The following is a 17,817-nucleotide window of genomic DNA, read 5'->3' as shown; positions in this document are numbered from 1 at the left end:
GGTTTGATCAAAAAGCATCACCTACGAAACGCCATCGGACCGGTCTTTGCGATCGGTCTTTTTCTGTTGGCGATCCGTCTGCTGATCCACGAAGCCCAAGAAATCACATGGGAAGAATTCAAGGGCGGTTTGATCGGCGTCGACCCGATGTACCTGGGCATCGCGGCTTTCTTGGTCGCGCTGAACTACGGTCTGCTGACCTGTTATGACATCCTGGCGTTGCGGTATGTGCTGCGTCCGTTGCCTCTGCCGCGGGTGATGCTGGTTTCGTTCCTGGGATTTTCGCTGGGAAATAATCTGGGAACGCTGCTGGCGGCTGCCCCGATTCGCTATCGCTATTACCGCCAGTTCGGGCTGAGCCATCATCAATTGATGGGCATGATGAGCGTCTTGGCGTTGACGTTTTGGAGCGGTCTGGCGTGGCTAGGCGGCACCGTCTTGATCCTTAGCCCGATCCAGTTGCCGGCCGACATTCCGATTCCGTTCGGCACCCGGACGCTGGGCGTTGGCTTGCTGACCATCGCCGTCGCCTACACGGCATTGTGTTTTCTGTGGCGCAAGCCCTGGCCGATCGGCAAACTTCATTTGCGTTTGCCTCAACCGGGCTTGGCCATCGCCCAGGCTTCGGTCGCAGCGGTCGATTTGATCATCAGCGCGATGACGCTGTACCTGTGCATGCCCAGTGACGCGAATGTGCCGTTCCCGTTGGTCCTGTCGGCGTTCCTGGTGGCGATCACGATCAGCATCATTACCCAAGTCCCCGGCGGCTTGGGCGTTTTGGAATTGATTCTGTACGCTTTGCTGAAAGACACGGTCGGCAAGCCGGTGCTGGCCGCGGTGCTGATCTTTCGTGTGCTGTATTTCTTCTTGCCGCTGGTGTTCGGCATGATCACCTTGGTCGCCCACGAGATTTACGTGGGTGCGTTGGAGGCCAAGGAAGCGAAGGACGAAATCAATCACGAGTCCCAGGCTGCGCCCCGCCCGTCTGCAAAGCCGGAATCCGCTTCCCGAACACCGAATCCAACATCCCAGACGCCGGCGTCGGTGGATCCTTCCGAAGCCATCGCAAGCGGGCGAACGGGCACCGATTGAGCCCCATGGGCGGACCGGTTGCGGTGTAAACTGGACACCATGCACCCCGCCCCTTGCCCCACCCTTTGTCGTGTCGTCGCCACGCTGGTCGTTTGCGGTTTCACCGGCGACGCCAGTCGCGCTGAATCGCCACGACGCGCCCCGTCGCCACGCCCCGCGTCCACGCCACAGTACGGTCGTGATGTCCGGCCGATCTTGGCCAAACACTGCTTCACCTGTCATGGTCCCGACGACCAGGCGCGCGAAGCCGGCTTGCGTTTGGATACCGCCGACGGCAGCCGATCCGATTTGGGCGGCTATGCAGCCATCGCTCCCGGCGATCCCGATACCAGCGAATTGTGGCTTCGCATCACAACGGACGATCCCGACATTCGGATGCCTCCGGCCGACGGTCACCGCCCCCTTTCCGATGACGAACAAGACATTTTGCGTCAGTGGATCGCCGACGGTGCGGCGTACGAACAACACTGGGCTTTCGTTCCGCCGCAGCGCCGCCGACCGCCACCGGCCGATTTGAATCCCTGGTGCAGCGACGCCATTGACGCGTTCGTGTTGCAAGCGATGAAGGACCAGGATCTTTCGCCATCACAGCCGGCTGATGACGTCGCTTGGCTGCGCCGCGTGTACTTGGATTTAACGGGAACGTTGCCGACGCCGGGCGACGTCGATCGCTTTGTCTCGGATGATTCTCCGATGGGACGTCAACGCATCGTCGATCGCTTGTTGGCATCGCCCGATTTTGCCCAACAGTGGGCCCGACCTTGGCTGGACCTGGCACGCTACAGCGATACCAACGGCTACGAAAAGGATCGTCCTCGCACGATGTGGCCGTACCGCGATTGGGTGTTGTCGGCGATCAACGACGACATGCCGTTTGATCAGTTCACGATCGACCAATTGGCCGGTGACATGGTCGATAGCGCCAGCGACGACCAAAGGATCGCCACGGGTTTCCACCGCAACACGATGCTGAATGAAGAAGGCGGCATCGATCCGCTGGAATATCGCTGGTTGTCGGTGGTGGACCGCGTGGCCACCACGGGAACGGTTTGGATGGGGCTGACCACCGGTTGTGCCCAGTGTCACACGCACAAGTATGACCCGATCACACACACGGACTATTACCGACTGTTCGCAGTGCTGAACAATGCGGATGAACCCGATCTGGTCGTCACAGAGGAATTCGCCGAAGCCGACTATCAACGCCGGGTCGACCGCGCACGCGAACAACTGGATCGCTGGTCCGCCGAACACTTGGGCGATGATGGATCGCTGCGTGAAGCATTCGACCAATTCGTCACCGCCCAGCGGCAATCGCTGACCTCATGGACCACGTTGCGTCCCGACACGCTGGAATCGACGATGCCGATTTTGACCGTCCAAGACGACGGCTCGGTGTTGGCTCGTGGCGATGTGACCAAGCGCGACCAGTACCAGCTGTCGTTTCGTATTCCCGAGTCGATCGGCCAGGCGACCGCGATTCGAATCGATGCACTGCCGCACCCTTCGCTGCCCGCCGGTGGACCGGGGATGGCGTATTACGAGGGACGGCGTGGGGATTTCTTTCTGAGCGAGTTGACCGCGACGGCCGACGGCGAACCGATGGAATTGCGGGACGCGACGCAAAGCTATGGAAAGCTTAGCGTGGGCTCCGGTGCAGCCACTGGTAACAACGTGATCGACGGCGAAGGTTCCACCGGCTGGTCCACCTCGGGACGTCCCGGCGAAGCCCACCACTTGGTGATTCAGTTTGCCAAACCGCTGGTTGCGGGCCAAACGCTTTCGATCGGCATGCTGTTTGAACGTCACTTTGCCGCGGCACTGGGGCACTTTCGTGTCTCCGTGACGGATCGAACCACCGGTGCCAGCGCGGTGCAGTTGCCGACCGATTTGGAAGATCGACTTTTGGCTTTGGGCGATTCGGAAACACTACCGGATGCTCTGGCGACAGACCTTCGTCATTGGTTCTTACGCACCAGCGATCAGTGCAAAGCGATTCGCGGAAAATGGTCGTGGCCAGAACGTGATGTGGTGCGAGGTCTGGTCATGGCCGAACGTCCCGCCGCAATGCCTCGGCTGACTCAACGCCACCATCGCGGCGAATACTTGCAACCCGCGGAAGTCGTCACGCCAGGAAACTTGTCACTGTTCACTTCCGCCACCTCGGACGACGATGGTCCCGCGTCGTTTGATCGGCTGGCCTTGGCACGCTTCTTGGCCAGCGAGCAGAACCCGCTGGTCGGACGCGTGATGACCAATCGCTATTGGCGTCAAATGTTTGGTGCGGGCATCGTTCGCACCGATGGCGATTTCGGGACGCAAAGCGAATCGCCCAGCCATCCCGATCTGATCGATCATCTGGCGGTCCGCTGGATCGATGGCGGTTGGTCGGCCAAACGCCTGATTCGTGATCTGGCCTTTTCATCGACCTATGGTCAATCGATCGGGCGGCCGCCGGTGTCGGATCCCGATAACCGGCTGTTGTCGGTGTTCCCGTATCGAAGATTGACGGCCGAAACGTTACGAGATTCGCTGCTGTCGGCATCCGGCGTTCTGACCCGACGGTTCGGCGGCCCCAGCGTTTATCCGCCTCAGCCGCCCGCGGTGATGAAGACCGCCTATGGCAGCCCGGCTTGGCCCACCTCCAAGGCCGACGACCGGTATCGACGAAGTGTTTACACCTTCAGCAAACGCACCGCACCGTTTGCCGCCTTTTTGACGTTCGACGGCCCGACCGGTGAACAATGTGTGCCCAGACGTCAGAGCAGCACAAATCCGCTGCAAGCATTGACGACGCTAAACGATCCAATGTTTGTCGACATCACCCAGCGGTTTGCCGACGACGTCTTGCACGCAACACCCGATGCGGATCCCAGCGAAATTGCGATCCACATTTTTCGGCGAGTTTTGGTTCGCACGCCGACCACCGACGAAGTCCGAGACTTGGTCGACTTTTACACACAACACCGAAGCTGGCTGTTGGTGGTCCGTGCGGTCATGAATTTGGATGAATCGATCACGATTCCATGAACCAAGCCATTTCCAAACTGTCGCCTTTCCACCCAGTCGCACTGACACTTTCCCGATGACCTTTGGCATGAACACGACACGACGCCAGTTGTTCCAGACTTGCGGGATTGGACTCGGCAAAATCGCGTTGGCTTCACTGCTGGCCGGCGGTCGTGATGTGCGGGCCGAATCGGCACCCGGTGAATTGCCCCACCATCCGGCCAAAGCCAAAACCGTGATCTATTTGTTCATGGCCGGAGCGCCCAGCCAACTAGACCTATTCGATTACAAACCCAAGCTGGTCGAACTGGACGGCAAACCGATCCCACCCTCGGTGATCGCGGGCCAACGTTACGCGTTCATTCAACCTGATGCCGCCGTTTTGTCGCCTCGATTTCCCTTTGCCCGATACGGCGACAGCGGCGCGGAACTTTCCGACCGCCTGCCACACTTGGCCAAAGTCGTCGACGATCTTGCCTTTGTTCGGACGGTGCATACGGACCAGTTCAATCACGCTCCGGCGCAACTGTTTGTCAACACAGGCAGCGGCTTACCGGGCCGACCGTCGATGGGTGCGTGGGTGACGTACGGTCTGGGCAGCGAGGCCGATGATTTGCCCGGGTTCACCGTGCTGACCAGTGGTGGCAATCTGTCCGGTGGCGCGGCGATGTGGAGCAATGGCTTTTTGCCCGGTCAATTCCAAGGGGTACCACTGCGTGGCGGATCCGACCCGATTTTGAACGTGCAAACGCCCCAGTCGGTCAGCCCGACACAGCAGCGGGACACGATTGATTTGATCCGACGTTTGAACCAACGGCGGATGATCGATACCGGCATCGGGCGGATCCAAGATCGCATTGATGCGTTTGAAATGGCATACCGGATGCAAACGCGTGCACCGGAGCTGATGGATCTGCCATCCGAATCCGCCGAAACGCTTGGGCAATACGGGATCAAGGATGTCGGAGAAACCAGTTTTGCCAAGAACTGTTTGCTGGCACGACGTTTGGCCCAGCGGGGCGTCCGATTCATCCAGCTTTACCACGCCGGTTGGGACCACCACAGCCAAGTCGAAAAGGGGCTGCGGGCGCGATGCAGCGAAGTCGACCAGCCCTGTGCGGCCTTGATCGCGGATCTAAAACGCCAGGGCATGCTGGATGAAACGCTGGTCGTTTGGGGCGGCGAATTCGGCCGCACGCCGATGGTCGAAGCCAGCGCGGCGCTGGGGCGTTCCCTGGGTCGCGATCACCATCCCCAGGCATTTACGATGTGGATGACCGGCGGGGGCATCCGCGGCGGGCAAACGATCGGACAAACCGACGAACTGGGTTTTCATCCGGTGGAACGTCCCATTCACGTCCATGACATCCAGGCGACGATCCTGCACCAGTTGGGCATCGACCACGAACGTCTGACCTTCACCTACGCCGGCCGCCCCTACCGGCTAACCGACGTCCACGGCCACGTCGTCAACGAACTCGTCTGAACCTGAACCAAAAAGGGGTCAGGCCTCTTTTCCGGGTGCTCACCCTGTCGATCCGTTGGGTATTTGAGTGATGGGTTTGCGGATCGGATCCGGTGGCTCGCGCCACCGGCAGAGAGCTGTCGGCCCTTCGGGCCTGTTGGGATGAAGGCAAGCGCCCATGTGATGCTGAGCATCACCTACAGGGCTTACGGTTGGGGGACCGCGGTGACGTCTTCCAACGGGGCGAGTTGTATTTGCAGAGTGATCGATTCGCCGTCGCGCAAAATCGTCACCGTTTGTGTGGAACCGATCGGGGTCCGTTCAACGATTTCTTGCAGTTCGACCATGTTGCGTGTCGGCTGGCCTGCAAAGCTGGTGATCACGTCATAGTTTTCAATCCCCGCTTTATCGGCAGCGCTGTCTTCGATGACTTGGTAAGCCAACACACCGATGCCGGGCTTGAGTGAAAACTTTGCCGCGATGTTTGCGTTCAACTCGGCCAGACGTATGCCCATCGCGGCGCGGCGGACTTTGCCATGTTGGTCCAGTTCATTGGCTAACCAGAACGCATGGTTGATGGGGATGGCGAAACCGATCCCCTGGTTGCCGCCGTTACGTGAAGCAATCGCGGTGTTGATCGCGACGACTTTGCCGTCCAAGTCGATCAAGGGTCCGCCGGAATTTCCCGGATTGATCGCCGCATCGGTCTGCAGCATTCGCCCCCGTTGGATTCGACGCAGTTTGCGATCTTTGGCGCTGATGATTCCCGCGCTGACCGTCGCATCCAACTTGAAAGGGCTGCCGATCGCCAGCACCCAGTCACCGATTTCCAACCGATCACTGTCGCCGACTTCCACCGACGGAAAGGATTGATCCGATTCGATTCGCAGGATCGCGATATCGCTGGCCGGATCGCCAACGATTTTCACTGCCGAATATTCCACTTCGGTCGACATTTGCACCACGACTTTGCTGGCGCCGCGAACGACGTGTTGGTTGGTGATCACCAGGCCACTGGGGTCGACAATCACGCCGCTGCCCAGTCCGGTCAAAACCGCGTCGGGATCATCGGGTGCCTTGGGTGGCGGTACGGGGCCCAAGTCTTCATCGGGCACCGGTGCCTTTTCTTGTTCATCCAGCGGCGATTCCCCCTCGTCGCCTTCGGGCGGATCCGGTGTCGGCATACCGGGAATGCCCGGATCCGGAATCTTCTCCTCCAGCTGTTCGTCCAAATCCTCCTCGGACTTGTCATCATCATCGTCGCTGGGCGGTTGGCCTTGGCCATAGCACAACACGGTGACAACACCGGGCGTGGCACGCTTGGACGCGTAACGGAAAGCGCGGGAAAGAGCCCGTGGGCCGACCAAGCGAGCCAGATCACTTTGCGAGATCTGGACCATCGCGGGGTCGTCCGCCGCGGAACCGGCCGCAGACGTGGCGACGCCGGCTTGGCCAGCGGTGGCATCCTGCGCGGTGATTGGCCCTGTTGACGAAGTCATCCACAGCGACGTGATCGTCGCGGCCAGACACCACCGCACCCACCCATTCATCATGTTGCTTTGCATCAAAGGTCTTTTCATTGCACGTATTCGAACCGATCGCACGCCAGGCCAATCACATCCTAAATCATTCCAAGTCGGCGTTGACGATTCTAGCCCGTTGCCGAACCCTTGCCACAGCCGATTCCGTCCGCGATCGCTTGGAAACGAGCTAAAGCGGGGCCGGCAAATCCCGTGTGTGAAATCGCCACAACGCCACGGCGTAGAAGGCCGCCCCGCCGGCCAGCAGGATCAACGGGTACATCAGCGGTGGCATTACCGCGTCGGGCATCGACGTCGTCAGACTCCACGGCGCCCACCGATCACCGTCGGTCACCAGAGCCAACAAAGGCTGTGGTTTGTAGCACGAGAAGAACGTGACGTTCTGAAGCCAGTTCAGCGGCTCGGCGGCTTTTCCCAGCCCCAACAGCACCAACTGGACAATGTAGATCGCCATCACCGCGCCGATCGTCCGCCAACGATAGCGGTCCAGACTGCTGAACATCGTCGCCAAGCCCAACAGAAAAAAGCCGAAAGCAAACAGGTTGAAAACGGACGCGGCAAAATCGCCCACATCCACACGCTGGTGCATCGGCAACGTTTCCACAACCGGTTGGCCGCCGCCCAACGGCACTTCGACTTCGATCCACGGGATCGTCACCGTCTGGGGCGGCAAGGTTTCCTTGACCGATGACAACTGAACGCCGATCCCGATCCCCAACCACAACAACAAACACAACAACGCCAAACCGACGACGCTGACCAATGCGTGGGACAACATCAACCGGACGCGGCTGATGGGTTGGGACAGCACCATTTCCAAAGTCCCGCGGCCCAATTCACCACTGACGACGTCGCTGCCTCGAGAGACGCACCAAATCACCGTGCACAAAATCACGATTGGTTCATCGAACGTCATGCCCACCCGTCCGGTGTGCGTGGCCAGCGCACTGAATTCGATTGGTGCGAAGCGTTCAAAGTCCTTGAACAGATCCAACACCGATTGAAACTGGCCCATGTCGATCATGCCGACGACCCAGACGCGGACCCAGGCAAACGCGAACAAGGCCAAGGCGCATGAAGCCCACAACAACATGGATTGGCGAACGTACTTGCCGACCAAGACGCGATCGATCATGACACCGTTTCCTCCGACGGTCGCGACGTGCCGGCCGCATGCATCGCGCCATGCGGTGCCGTGGAAACACCAACGGGAATGGTTTGGCCGAAATGGACCGCGTCATAGACCGCACGCAGCCCCAATGGCTCGACTCGCATGCGTCGAATCCCGAGATCATCCAGCCATCCCAAGAAGGACGCCAGATCGCCGGAGGTATCCAAACGAACCGTGGTCGAGCTGTTACTTCCACTTGCACCGGAGACTCCCGCCGCATCGTCGGCCAGGCTGCACACCAAGCGATCGGCAAACTGCATTGGTATTGCGTCAGAATTCGGATCGACCAAACGGTCGGCCACCGGTCGATCCAGGTCTCCGGTGATTCGGTGCTGCTGAAAAAGTTCGCTCATCGTCAAACGGTGAGCCAAAACACCACGACGCAAAATCGCGACTTCGCCGCACGTTTCTTCGATCTCGCTTAGCACATGCGATGACAGCATCACTGTCCGACCATCGGCCCGCGCCTCGCGAACCATCTGCAGCACTTCGGCGCGAACGGTCGGGTCCAAGTTGGCGGTCGGTTCGTCCAAAACCAGCAACGGCGTCCGCGGGCCGAGGACCACGGCCAAAGCCAGTTTCTGCCGCATGCCGGTCGACATGAACGCGACATGGGTGCGAAGGTTCAGGTCCAGTCGCTGTGCCACGTCTAGGCTACGTTGCAAATCGCCATCGGGGTGCATTGCCGCAAAGAATTCCAGGACACCTTTGCCTCGCATATGTCGCGGCAATCGGGCGTCGCCCGGCAGGTAAGACACGTTCCGGCGTACCGCAACGCTGTCGTCGACGACATCGATCCCGGCAACCCGGCACGTTCCGGCCGTCGGGTGGATGTATCCCAGCATCAACCGAATCAACGTCGTCTTACCGGCACCGTTGGGTCCCAACAATCCAAAAACTTCGCCTGCGGTGACGGTTAAATCGCAAGCACGCAAAGCATCAAAAGCGCCGTAGCGTTTGCACAACCCCTGGCACACGACCATCGGCGAAGATCGGTCGTGCGGCACATCAGTCTGGGACACTTCGGGGGATGACCTTCAAAAAACGAAAGATTTGCAAAGCCGGCGTCGACGAAGACACGTCCACGTTCCTTTAGTTTCCGTGCTGTCACCCCGCGTGTGAACCGGTGCAGACTTAGAAAGCGGAACCTCTGCCTGGAACGAAATGCGTGTTCAATCGGTCGGTCTTTAACCACCGGCCCGCAGTCATCAACCCGCACGTCTTTCCGTTAAACAACGCGATGCGGCAGCCTGCGGCAACGTTCGCACGCTGTATTGTGAACCCACGTCAATCAATGGCTGTCATGTCGACATGGTGCCCGCGGGTCAAGAAATCACAACCCCTTGCCCGACGAAGTGCCACTGTGCTGAAATTTCGCTGTGTCTTGCCCGTCTATCCATTCACTTTTCGACCGCTGAATCGCCCGTGACTGAACCGCTGCCCCACTGCCAGGCTGCTGAAACGCTGGCCGACGATCAATTGCCCGCCGGATTTCGATTCGGATCGACCGCTTGCGGGATCAAGCCCAGTGGGCGTCCCGATTTGTCAGTGATCCTTGCCGACCGTGATGCGGTGGCCGCGGGGGTGTACACGCGCAACCAAGTCGTCGCCGCACCCGTGACGTGGTGCCGTGGGCTGACGCCCACCGATCGCTTTCGTGCCGTGGTGACCAACAGTGGAAACGCGAACGCTTGCACGGGCCCACAGGGCGAACAAGACACGGCCCAAATGGCGGCGGAAGTCGCCCAGCGGATCGATTGCGAGGACCGACAAGTCTTGGTGATGAGCACCGGTGTGATCGGACACACATTGCCGATGGACAAAGTCGTCACGGGGATCGATGCCGCCGTTGCCGGTGCGGATCATTCGGCATCCGCGTTTCGTGATGTCGCCACGGCGTTCTGCACGACGGATCAATACACCAAGATGCACTGCACCACGGCCAAGCTTTCGGCGGGGACGGTCAAGATCGCTGCGATCGCCAAGGGTGCCGGGATGATCCAACCCGACATGGCGACGTTGTTATCGGTCGTGGTCACCGACGCCGCGCTGCCCATCGCTGCGGCACAGAAAGCCATCGCCGACGCGGCAGCGGCCAGTCTGAATCGAATCAGCGTGGACGGCCACATGAGCACGAACGACACGCTGTTGTTGTTGGCACGAAACGAAGGCACCGTGTGCAGCGATGCGGAGGATCTGTCCGTGCTGACCGACGGGATCGCCGAAGCCCTGATCGACTTGGGCAAAATGATCGTGGCCGATGGCGAAGGCGCCACGCATGTGCTGTGCCTGCAAGTCGACGGGGCGTCCGATGATGCGTCGGCCGACGTGATCGCACGAGCCGTCGGAAACAGCCCGCTGGTCAAAACTGCCATCAAAGGAAACGATCCGAATTGGGGTCGCATCGTTTCGGCCGCGGGCTACGCGGGACCCAAAATCGACGTCGCCAAGACCAGTCTTTCGATCGACGGCGTGGCGATCTATGAATCCGGCGCACCGGTTTCGTTCGACGCGGCGACGTTGAGCGGTTCGATGAAATCCGCCAGCGACGTGCACATCCATCTGACCGTCGGCGACGGACCGGGGCAGAGTCGGTTCTGGGCCAGCGATTTGACGGAAGCTTACGTCAGCTTCAACAGCGAATACACGACGTAGCGTCGGATTCGATTTTCGGGGTAACGCCGCTATCGCATTGATTGCGGATCCAAGCGTTCCCAGATGCGTTGGCCGATCGTCCGGTCATCACTGATCACCATCGTGCCCTGTTGCCCGGCACGAACCGATGCGGCCGCCACCGGTTCGATCGGGCTGGTCGCCGTGAACCGTGGAGCGATCAAACGGTTTTCACCCGACTCGGGATCCGGCTGTACTGGCAACGGACCGCCGATCGCCGCCGAAAGAGCCGGATGGGGCAATTGCACGTCGGCTCGCGGACGCAGCGAAACCGGCAACGCCGTGATGCCGACGCCACCCCGCAATCGAACGCGAACCGGTTGAGCCGACTGTACCGCTCGACGATACGCCGGGGCATCGGATTCGCCGATCGAAGCCAAAAGTTCTTTTTCATGGGCGTCGGAAACACGCACCAACTCCGTGCCCTCGGTCACGAATTCGCCCAACAAGTCGATCGGATTTGACGTCGTGACCATGCCATCACGCTGGGCGGTCACTTGCAATTCATCCAAACGCCGACGCAGATCCTCCAGCTGATGCTTCAGGTTTTCGGCTTGGCGTTTTTCAATTTCTGCATCAGCCAACTTTCCTTGCCGGCGCAGTTGGACCTCCCGCCGCATTGCCAAGTCCAAACGATCGGCGGTTTGGTCGTGCCGCACCTGCAGTTCGTCGTTCTGCAGCCGCATCAACAGACTGCCGCTTTTGACGCGTTGCCCGCCTTCGACAAAAACGCCGACCACAAACGCATCGGACGGTGCGCGTGCGATCTGTTCGTCGTGGTATCGAACCACGACTGGAACACGACGGGTGATCGGGGAACGTTGGTTCCACAGCCACTGGCCGAACGGCACGATCAAGACGACCGAAAGCCCCAAGCGGTAACGACGTCGCCAATCCCCGTCACGCACATGACGCAGCATCCAATTGCCCAGCGGTATCGCCGCCCAAAGCAAGACCGCGACCATTGCGACCAAGATCCCCAAGCCTTTGGCCCAATAGGAAACGGCGAAAACCAATCCCGCCATCCAAACGAATTGGAACACGACCGACGCCATCGCGTGGCCGGTGGCAAACGGAACTCGCCAACCGGACAACAGCGACGATTCACGCGGAACCGCCAACAGCACATACTCCAGCCATCCGGCCAATTGCCGACGCCCGTGCGACCGCAGGTTGGGGATGTCCACCAAATCCGACAAGACGTAGTAGCCGTCCAGTCGCAACAACGGGTTGGCGTTGACCAGCAACGTTGCCGGACCGGCCACCACAAACACTTGTGCCGCGATGTGTCGAACCAGTCCGTCGGGCAAGCACCACCAACACCATGCCGCCACCGATGCAACGGCCAATTCCACGTACACACCCGCCAGTGCGATGGCCATCCGTGACATCCGCCGAGGCAGCATCCATGACGCGGTCACATCAACGTAGGCCAGCGGTGCCATCAAAAAGAACATCACCCCGGTTTTGCCAATGCGAACCCCTTGGCGTTTGGCGGCAACCGCGTGTCCCGCCTCGTGAAGCATCTTGCACAACAACCAAATGCCCAGCATGGGAATCCACATCTGGCGGTCGAACAACCGCGATAGTTCGCCCGCCAGTTCATCGCGGCGCAACGCCATCATGACCATCGCGCTGATCACCAAAACGGCCCAGACCGCGACGGCAACGGGTTGAAACAGAAACCCGAAATGCCGACTCAATCGCAACGCGGGGCGATCGAAATCCATCAAGGGGATTCGTAAACTGACCACCGACGACAACGGCGTCATCCACCAACGCAACGGATCGGTCTTTCGGCCAAGCTGCTCGGCCTTCTCTTGATCAAACTCTTGCACCGGAGGCAACAGCAATCGCTCGCGAATCAGCATCGACAGAAAGCCGACCACATCATCCCCCGACCAATCGACGCCGGCACGCTGCATGCCCAACAGTAAGTCTTCAACGCTGCGTCGTCCGTCGATCATGCCGATCAACAAAGCTTCTTCGCATCCGAACCGAAAGAACTTTTCAAGCCCTTGGTGATGCGCGATCGCGCCGGATTGTCCGCCGATCGTTCGTGGTGACAAACGCACCTCGGAATCCAGGTGCGGTACGAATCCTTCCATCATTCGATCAGTACCCCATCCACCACAGCGATTTTTCCCAGATCCCACGAACATACGACCAGATCCGCGGACGGGTCGGGCCGGAGATTCTGGCCAGCCCCTTCATCCCGGGTCGCAAATCGTCGCTGTCGTTGGGAATCGTGACGTGGGCAAGAAAGACGTTCTGGTCGTCACGAATTTCGGCCGCCGGATAGATCTGGCCCAAGCCATCGTCATAGGACTTGCCGCCCAGTGCGGGAAAACGAATGTGGGTGTCCGCCTCCGGCGTTACCATGCCGATTTCGAACTCCGGGATCTGGACCTCCACACGCATGTCGCCTGGCGGTGCGATTTCCAACAGCGACTGGCCCATTTTCAAAGGTGCGCCGACGTACTGGCTTAGGTCGCCACTGATCACCACAGCGTCCATCGGGCTGCAAATCTGCAGACGGCTTAATCGGTCCTGCAACAGATCGCGACGTCGTGAAAGCTGTCGCTGTTCCAAAGCCGCCTGTTGAGCCGCCGCGATGTCACCGGACGCCAAGGCGACGTTTTCCGCCTTCTCCGCTCGTTGGCTTTCCGCGGCGATCGATTCCAATTCCAGTTGCAACGGGCGACCGTCCAGTTCCAACAAGCATTGGCCGGCCTGCACACGGTCGCCGGGCAAAACGTGGCTTTTCAACAAGGTTGCTTCGAACGGACTGGCGATCATTCGCTGTCCTTGGGGCTTGATCACCGCGGTGCAACGTATCGGATAGGCGACCGGCCAAAACGCCAACAGCGAAACCACCAACATGGCCAGAAAACCGGCCAAAACGGGGCGTCGCCCCAACACCGATGCACTCGATGGCATCGCGACACGCGGTTGACGCCAAAGCGCCGTCGCCAACGCACGCGACGATCGTCCCATCCAAACCAAGGACGAACTGGCCGGCTCGGTCTTGGTTCCCGCCTGAGGCTGGATCCACAGAAAACAGTGCCGTTTGCCGCCGATCTCCGACAGATTGATCACCCAAACGCCGTCGATACGCAGGGTCCGGCCGTGGGATTGATTCTGTTCCTTTTCGATGCCTTCCTGAAACAACGGTTCCATCGACTGGCGCAAACGATTCGAAGGGCTGAGCCAGCCCAATCGATGGTCGTACAGCTTCGTCATGCTTCGCTGGCCAAAGGCGATGCGGACATGGCATCCGGAGTACTCCGATGCAAGCCGTTGTACGACCCGCTCGGCCGATTCGCGACGATTCTTCGCACCGGCGATGCAAACGACGCAGTCCAGCGGTGTTTGCAGACCCGCGGCCGGCTTTTTGGCCGGTTCGGTTTCCACGGGCGATTCCATCTGGCCCAACATGTGAGCCAATTGCGTGATTCCCTCGTCGGCGTTGGCAAGCGCCGTGCGCACCGATTGCCCCGCCGTCGCCACAACGGATTCCGACTTCAGCATCTGCTGGATGTCTTGCTGCAAATCGTGATCGTCTTTCATTGGGCTACGGCCTCCGGTGCAACGGGTTGCCAATGAATTCGTGACACTCGGGTCACCGAATTGCGTGCCCCTGTCGTCGTGCGGGCGGTCCGCTGGGGCGTCAACTGAAGCGTACAGCGATCACCGGCCAAGAAAGTTTCGTCGCGATTGTCAAGCAAAACCTTCACCTGGACGGTACCACTTTCGCCGTCGATGGCGGGGCTGATGCGATCGACGGTTCCGTCCACCGTTTTCCCTTGGCTGCGCAGAAAAACGCTGACCGTCTGGCCCATTTGAACGTGGTGGATGTGTTCGACGGGAACGTTGAAGACGGCAACCAGTGTGTCGGTGGCGATCAATCGAAAGATCACCGCGTCGGCGGGCGTCAGGTATTCGCCGGCCGCATGCATCACCCGAGCGATTCGGCCGTCACAGGGTGCCAGCACCTTTCGTCGGTTCAATTCGATCTGGTCACGCTGGACCTGCAAGCGTCGCAGACGTTGTTGTTCTTGAGCGATCTCCACGCGTGCTTTGGCGGCTTCCAAATCCGCCTCCGCACGCTGCAGTTCCTCCGGTCGCGCCATCCCGTCGGCCGCCAGTTTTCGCAGCGATTCGGTCTTCAGTTGTTGCAGCCTTTGTTCGGCAACCGCCATTCGAATCTCGCCCGTTATGTCGGCCTGGGCTTGGCTGATTCGCAGCGCCGATTCCTGCAGTTGATCGTCCAATTGGGCCAGCAAGTCACCTTTGCTGACTCGGTCGCCCATGCGAACGTGTATCGCGGTCAGACGCCCCAGATCGACACCGGACACCAAGACGTCTTGGGCCGGTTCGGTGAAGCCATCGAAAACCAGGGGAACGCTGGGCGGTGCGGAACGGGTCTGTGCCGCGGCGCGTCCCGAATCGCCGATCATCGCCGCGGACATGATCATTCCAACACTCGCCACCCATTGAACGGATGACGGTCGCCGGCGACGGTACAGGCTGGTGCGGTTCGAATTGTCGGGTTTCATCGTTTTCCTTCCTTGACGTCGGCCGTTGCCGCTTCCATCAGCAAGTACGATCGCACCGATCCGGATTGCGGTGCGGTGGTTGTTTCAATGGGCTGGAATTGGGCGTCACCGACTTGAACGGGAACGGCGTCGGAATAGCCACCGGTCGAATCGCCGGTGCTGCCGGGCGCGAAAACATCGCTTCGCATGTCGGGTTCGGCGGGCACCGGTTCGTCCATCGATTCCAGGCGATCCAGCGGCAACGGAATGACCGCGGGTTCGTCATCGGTGGTCGCCGTATCCAGGTCCAGCGATGACGCATCGATCGTTTGGGTGTAATCGAACCGAACGTCATTGCATGCGTCACGCACCGCCGTGATACCTTCGCGTTTCAACAAAATCCCCATCGCACGTTGCATTTCGACCCAAGCGATGTGGTATTCCGCTTCGGCGGACACCAACATGCGTTCGGCCATCGTGCGGCGCTGCTGTGATTCCAACAGTGATTCCAAGACCAAGCCGGCGTGAGATCCGTCCGCACCGACGATCGCGAAACGCCGGGTCAGCATTTCCTCTTCTTCGCGAGCCGCGGCCAAGGTGATTCGTTTGGTTTGGCGAAGCTTTTCGGCAGTTTCCCATCGGATCAACGCCGTTTCGATTTCCAGCCGCACGTCCTGGATCACTTCTTGAAGTCGCGCCGATTTTTGGCGATACCGATGCATCGCTTCGCGGTGTCGCGAACGAGCCAGCCGGTTCCCGCGAGGCAATTCGTACTCCAATCCCGCCATGATGCCCGGGCCCGATTCGTAGAACTGTTCGCCGAAGGAACGGGCAACGCCGTAATCGCCACTCAGGCCCGCCAAGTATCCGTTGACGACCGCATCCAAACGCGGCATCAACTGATTCCGAGTCACCTGGATGCCCAACGCGGCCGACTGGATGTCTTCCATCGCCATGCGAATTTCCGGGCGCGATTCCATGCCGACTCGCATCGCTTCGGCCAAAGTGATCGGCCGGTGTGCCGTCGATGGCGGGGCATCTGGAATCAGTTCCAGCGACAACGGGGCGACGTTCAGTTCATCCGAACCGATCAGATTCCGCAGCGTCGCCTGTTGTCGTTGCACGCCCGCATCCAACTGCAGCCGTTCATCGTTGCGGCTGGAGACGCGTTGACGCAGCTTGGTCAATTCCAACCGGCTGACGTCAAAGTCGCTGCGACCGCGCAACACGCGTTCGATGTCTTGTCCGCGTCGAATCAATTCATCTTGCTGAATCAGATGACAACGTCGCTGGTACAACAACAAGTACGCGGAGATGACTTCGGTGATACGATCGCTGACATCACGCTGCATTTGCTGCCAAGCGATGCGGCTGTCCAACTTGGCTTGCACCAACAGCCGTTCATTGAACACACGCCCGCGGCCCGCCATCAGGGGCTGAGTCAGGCTGAGGCTTAGACGTGCATTGCCCTGATCGGCGGGTTCAAAGAACTGACTGTTGCTGTCCAGCAGGCCCAGTTCTTGCGTCAAGTCGATCTGGGTACCGCTGCGAGCGGTGCGTCGCACGCCCCCGTTGAACGCCCAGGAACGTTCACGCAATCGTGGCGGCCCGCCAGTCACCAAAGCGTTGCCGACCGGATCGTTGGTTTGATCGTAGCCGGCGTCCAAAACGTAGCGGGAATCAAACGCGGCGTCTTGCTGGATGATTTGTTCCAGCTTGATGCTGGCCGATTCCTGGACCGTTTGGATCATCGGGCTGTTGGCCAACGTATCGATCAGAACCGTCGGCAAATCGAACGCGACAAAGCGTTGCTTGTGAAGGGTCGGATTCTGGGACGCCTCACGCCACCATGCCAGCGTGTCGCTGTCGGCGGCCATGAATGCCGTCGACGGTTCGGCCGCAGGGACGATCATTCGTTCGGCCGGGGGGGCGGATGCGAGAACATCCGGCGTTTGTGCCACCGAGATCGGCGCAGCACAGAACGCTGGCAATGTCCCCATCAGGACAAAGACAACGCGAATTCCGTTTCGCCAATCTGTTAGGTGCATTAAATCCATTGTCGACAGCGATTCCGCCGCCTCACCCATACAGCCCCACATCAGGGAATCGGCGCACGTCTGGCCGAACGTTCACGGGCGTCAACGATTCACTGGTCAAGGCCGGGTGCGACAGCGAATCACCCCGACATTCCGAACAGACACGCCAATCGTCAAATCCTGCCAATGCCGCACGGCCTATGTGTCCCCACCGGTTCAGCGGATCGTGAAAGTTCACGCATTGTTCCGCCGTTGTTGTAGATACGTCGTATTTTTGTGCTGGGGGTTTTGT

General features: G+C 59.8%; 11 protein-coding genes. 4 read left to right on the top strand and 7 right to left on the bottom strand.

Annotated elements, in window-relative coordinates; translation table 11 throughout:
* Positions 1-3 precede the first annotated feature (3 nt).
* The 3 genes from Mal65_RS10145 (at position 4) to Mal65_RS10135 (ending at position 5,587) form a co-directional block, all read left to right on the top strand.
* Entirely contained in the window at positions 4-1,092 is a 1,089-nt protein-coding gene (locus Mal65_RS10145; protein ID WP_196784739.1) for a putative bifunctional lysylphosphatidylglycerol flippase/synthetase, read from the top strand.
* Between the two features lie 39 nt (positions 1,093-1,131).
* Positions 1,132-4,122, top strand: a complete 2,991-nt coding sequence (locus Mal65_RS10140) for a PSD1 and planctomycete cytochrome C domain-containing protein (protein ID WP_145296785.1) — start codon at positions 1,132-1,134, stop codon at positions 4,120-4,122.
* Between the two features lie 67 nt (positions 4,123-4,189).
* Positions 4,190-5,587 (top strand): DUF1501 domain-containing protein, encoded by a 1,398-nt coding sequence (locus Mal65_RS10135; protein WP_231131336.1) that lies wholly within the window; start codon positions 4,190-4,192, stop codon positions 5,585-5,587.
* 185 nt (positions 5,588-5,772) lie between these two features.
* On the opposite strand, the gene Mal65_RS10130 is transcribed toward Mal65_RS10135, so the two are convergent.
* From Mal65_RS10130 to Mal65_RS10120, 3 genes are all read right to left on the bottom strand, one after another.
* Positions 5,773-7,146 carry a S1C family serine protease gene (locus Mal65_RS10130; protein ID WP_196784738.1) on the bottom strand — a complete coding sequence of 458 codons (1,374 nt, stop codon included), beginning with the start codon at positions 7,144-7,146 and terminating at the stop codon, positions 5,773-5,775.
* Between the two features lie 130 nt (positions 7,147-7,276).
* The gene (locus Mal65_RS10125; protein WP_145296779.1) at positions 7,277-8,242 is read right to left on the bottom strand and encodes an ABC transporter permease subunit; all 966 of its coding nucleotides are present in this window, start codon (positions 8,240-8,242) and stop codon (positions 7,277-7,279) included.
* Complete coding sequence (locus tag Mal65_RS10120; protein WP_145296776.1) at positions 8,239-9,261, bottom strand: ABC transporter ATP-binding protein; 1,023 nt, start codon at positions 9,259-9,261, stop codon at positions 8,239-8,241. The genes Mal65_RS10125 and Mal65_RS10120 overlap by 4 nt, the downstream gene beginning before the upstream one ends.
* 442 nt (positions 9,262-9,703) lie before the next feature.
* Here Mal65_RS10120 and argJ point away from each other — a divergent pair, with 442 nt between their 5' ends.
* A complete protein-coding gene (gene argJ / locus Mal65_RS10115) occupies positions 9,704-10,933 on the top strand; it encodes a bifunctional glutamate N-acetyltransferase/amino-acid acetyltransferase ArgJ (RefSeq protein WP_196784736.1) in 1,230 nt (409 codons plus the stop codon).
* A gap of 29 nt (positions 10,934-10,962) precedes the next feature.
* Here argJ and Mal65_RS10110 read toward each other — a convergent pair whose 3' ends face one another.
* Genes Mal65_RS10110 through Mal65_RS10095 form a run of 4 tightly spaced genes read right to left on the bottom strand, consistent with a single transcriptional unit; the run spans position 10,963 to position 17,537 of the window.
* Positions 10,963-13,062 (bottom strand): site-2 protease family protein, encoded by a 2,100-nt coding sequence (locus Mal65_RS10110; protein ID WP_145296769.1) that lies wholly within the window; start codon positions 13,060-13,062, stop codon positions 10,963-10,965.
* Positions 13,063-13,066: 4 nt separating this feature from the next.
* Complete coding sequence (locus tag Mal65_RS10105; RefSeq protein WP_145296765.1) at positions 13,067-14,521, bottom strand: efflux RND transporter periplasmic adaptor subunit; 1,455 nt, start codon at positions 14,519-14,521, stop codon at positions 13,067-13,069.
* Entirely contained in the window at positions 14,518-15,510 is a 993-nt protein-coding gene (locus Mal65_RS10100) for an efflux RND transporter periplasmic adaptor subunit (RefSeq protein WP_145296762.1), read from the bottom strand. The genes Mal65_RS10105 and Mal65_RS10100 overlap by 4 nt, the downstream gene beginning before the upstream one ends.
* On the bottom strand, positions 15,507-17,537 hold the full coding sequence (locus tag Mal65_RS10095) for a TolC family protein (RefSeq protein ID WP_231131335.1): 2,031 nt from the start codon (positions 17,535-17,537) through the stop codon (positions 15,507-15,509). Before Mal65_RS10095 ends, Mal65_RS10100 begins: the two co-directional genes overlap by 4 nt.
* Positions 17,538-17,817 lie beyond the last annotated feature (280 nt).

The sequence above is a fragment of the Crateriforma conspicua genome (genome assembly GCF_007752935.1).
GTDB lineage: Bacteria > Planctomycetota > Planctomycetia > Pirellulales > Pirellulaceae > Crateriforma > Crateriforma conspicua.
This window is presented reverse-complemented; position numbering and strand designations above follow the sequence as displayed.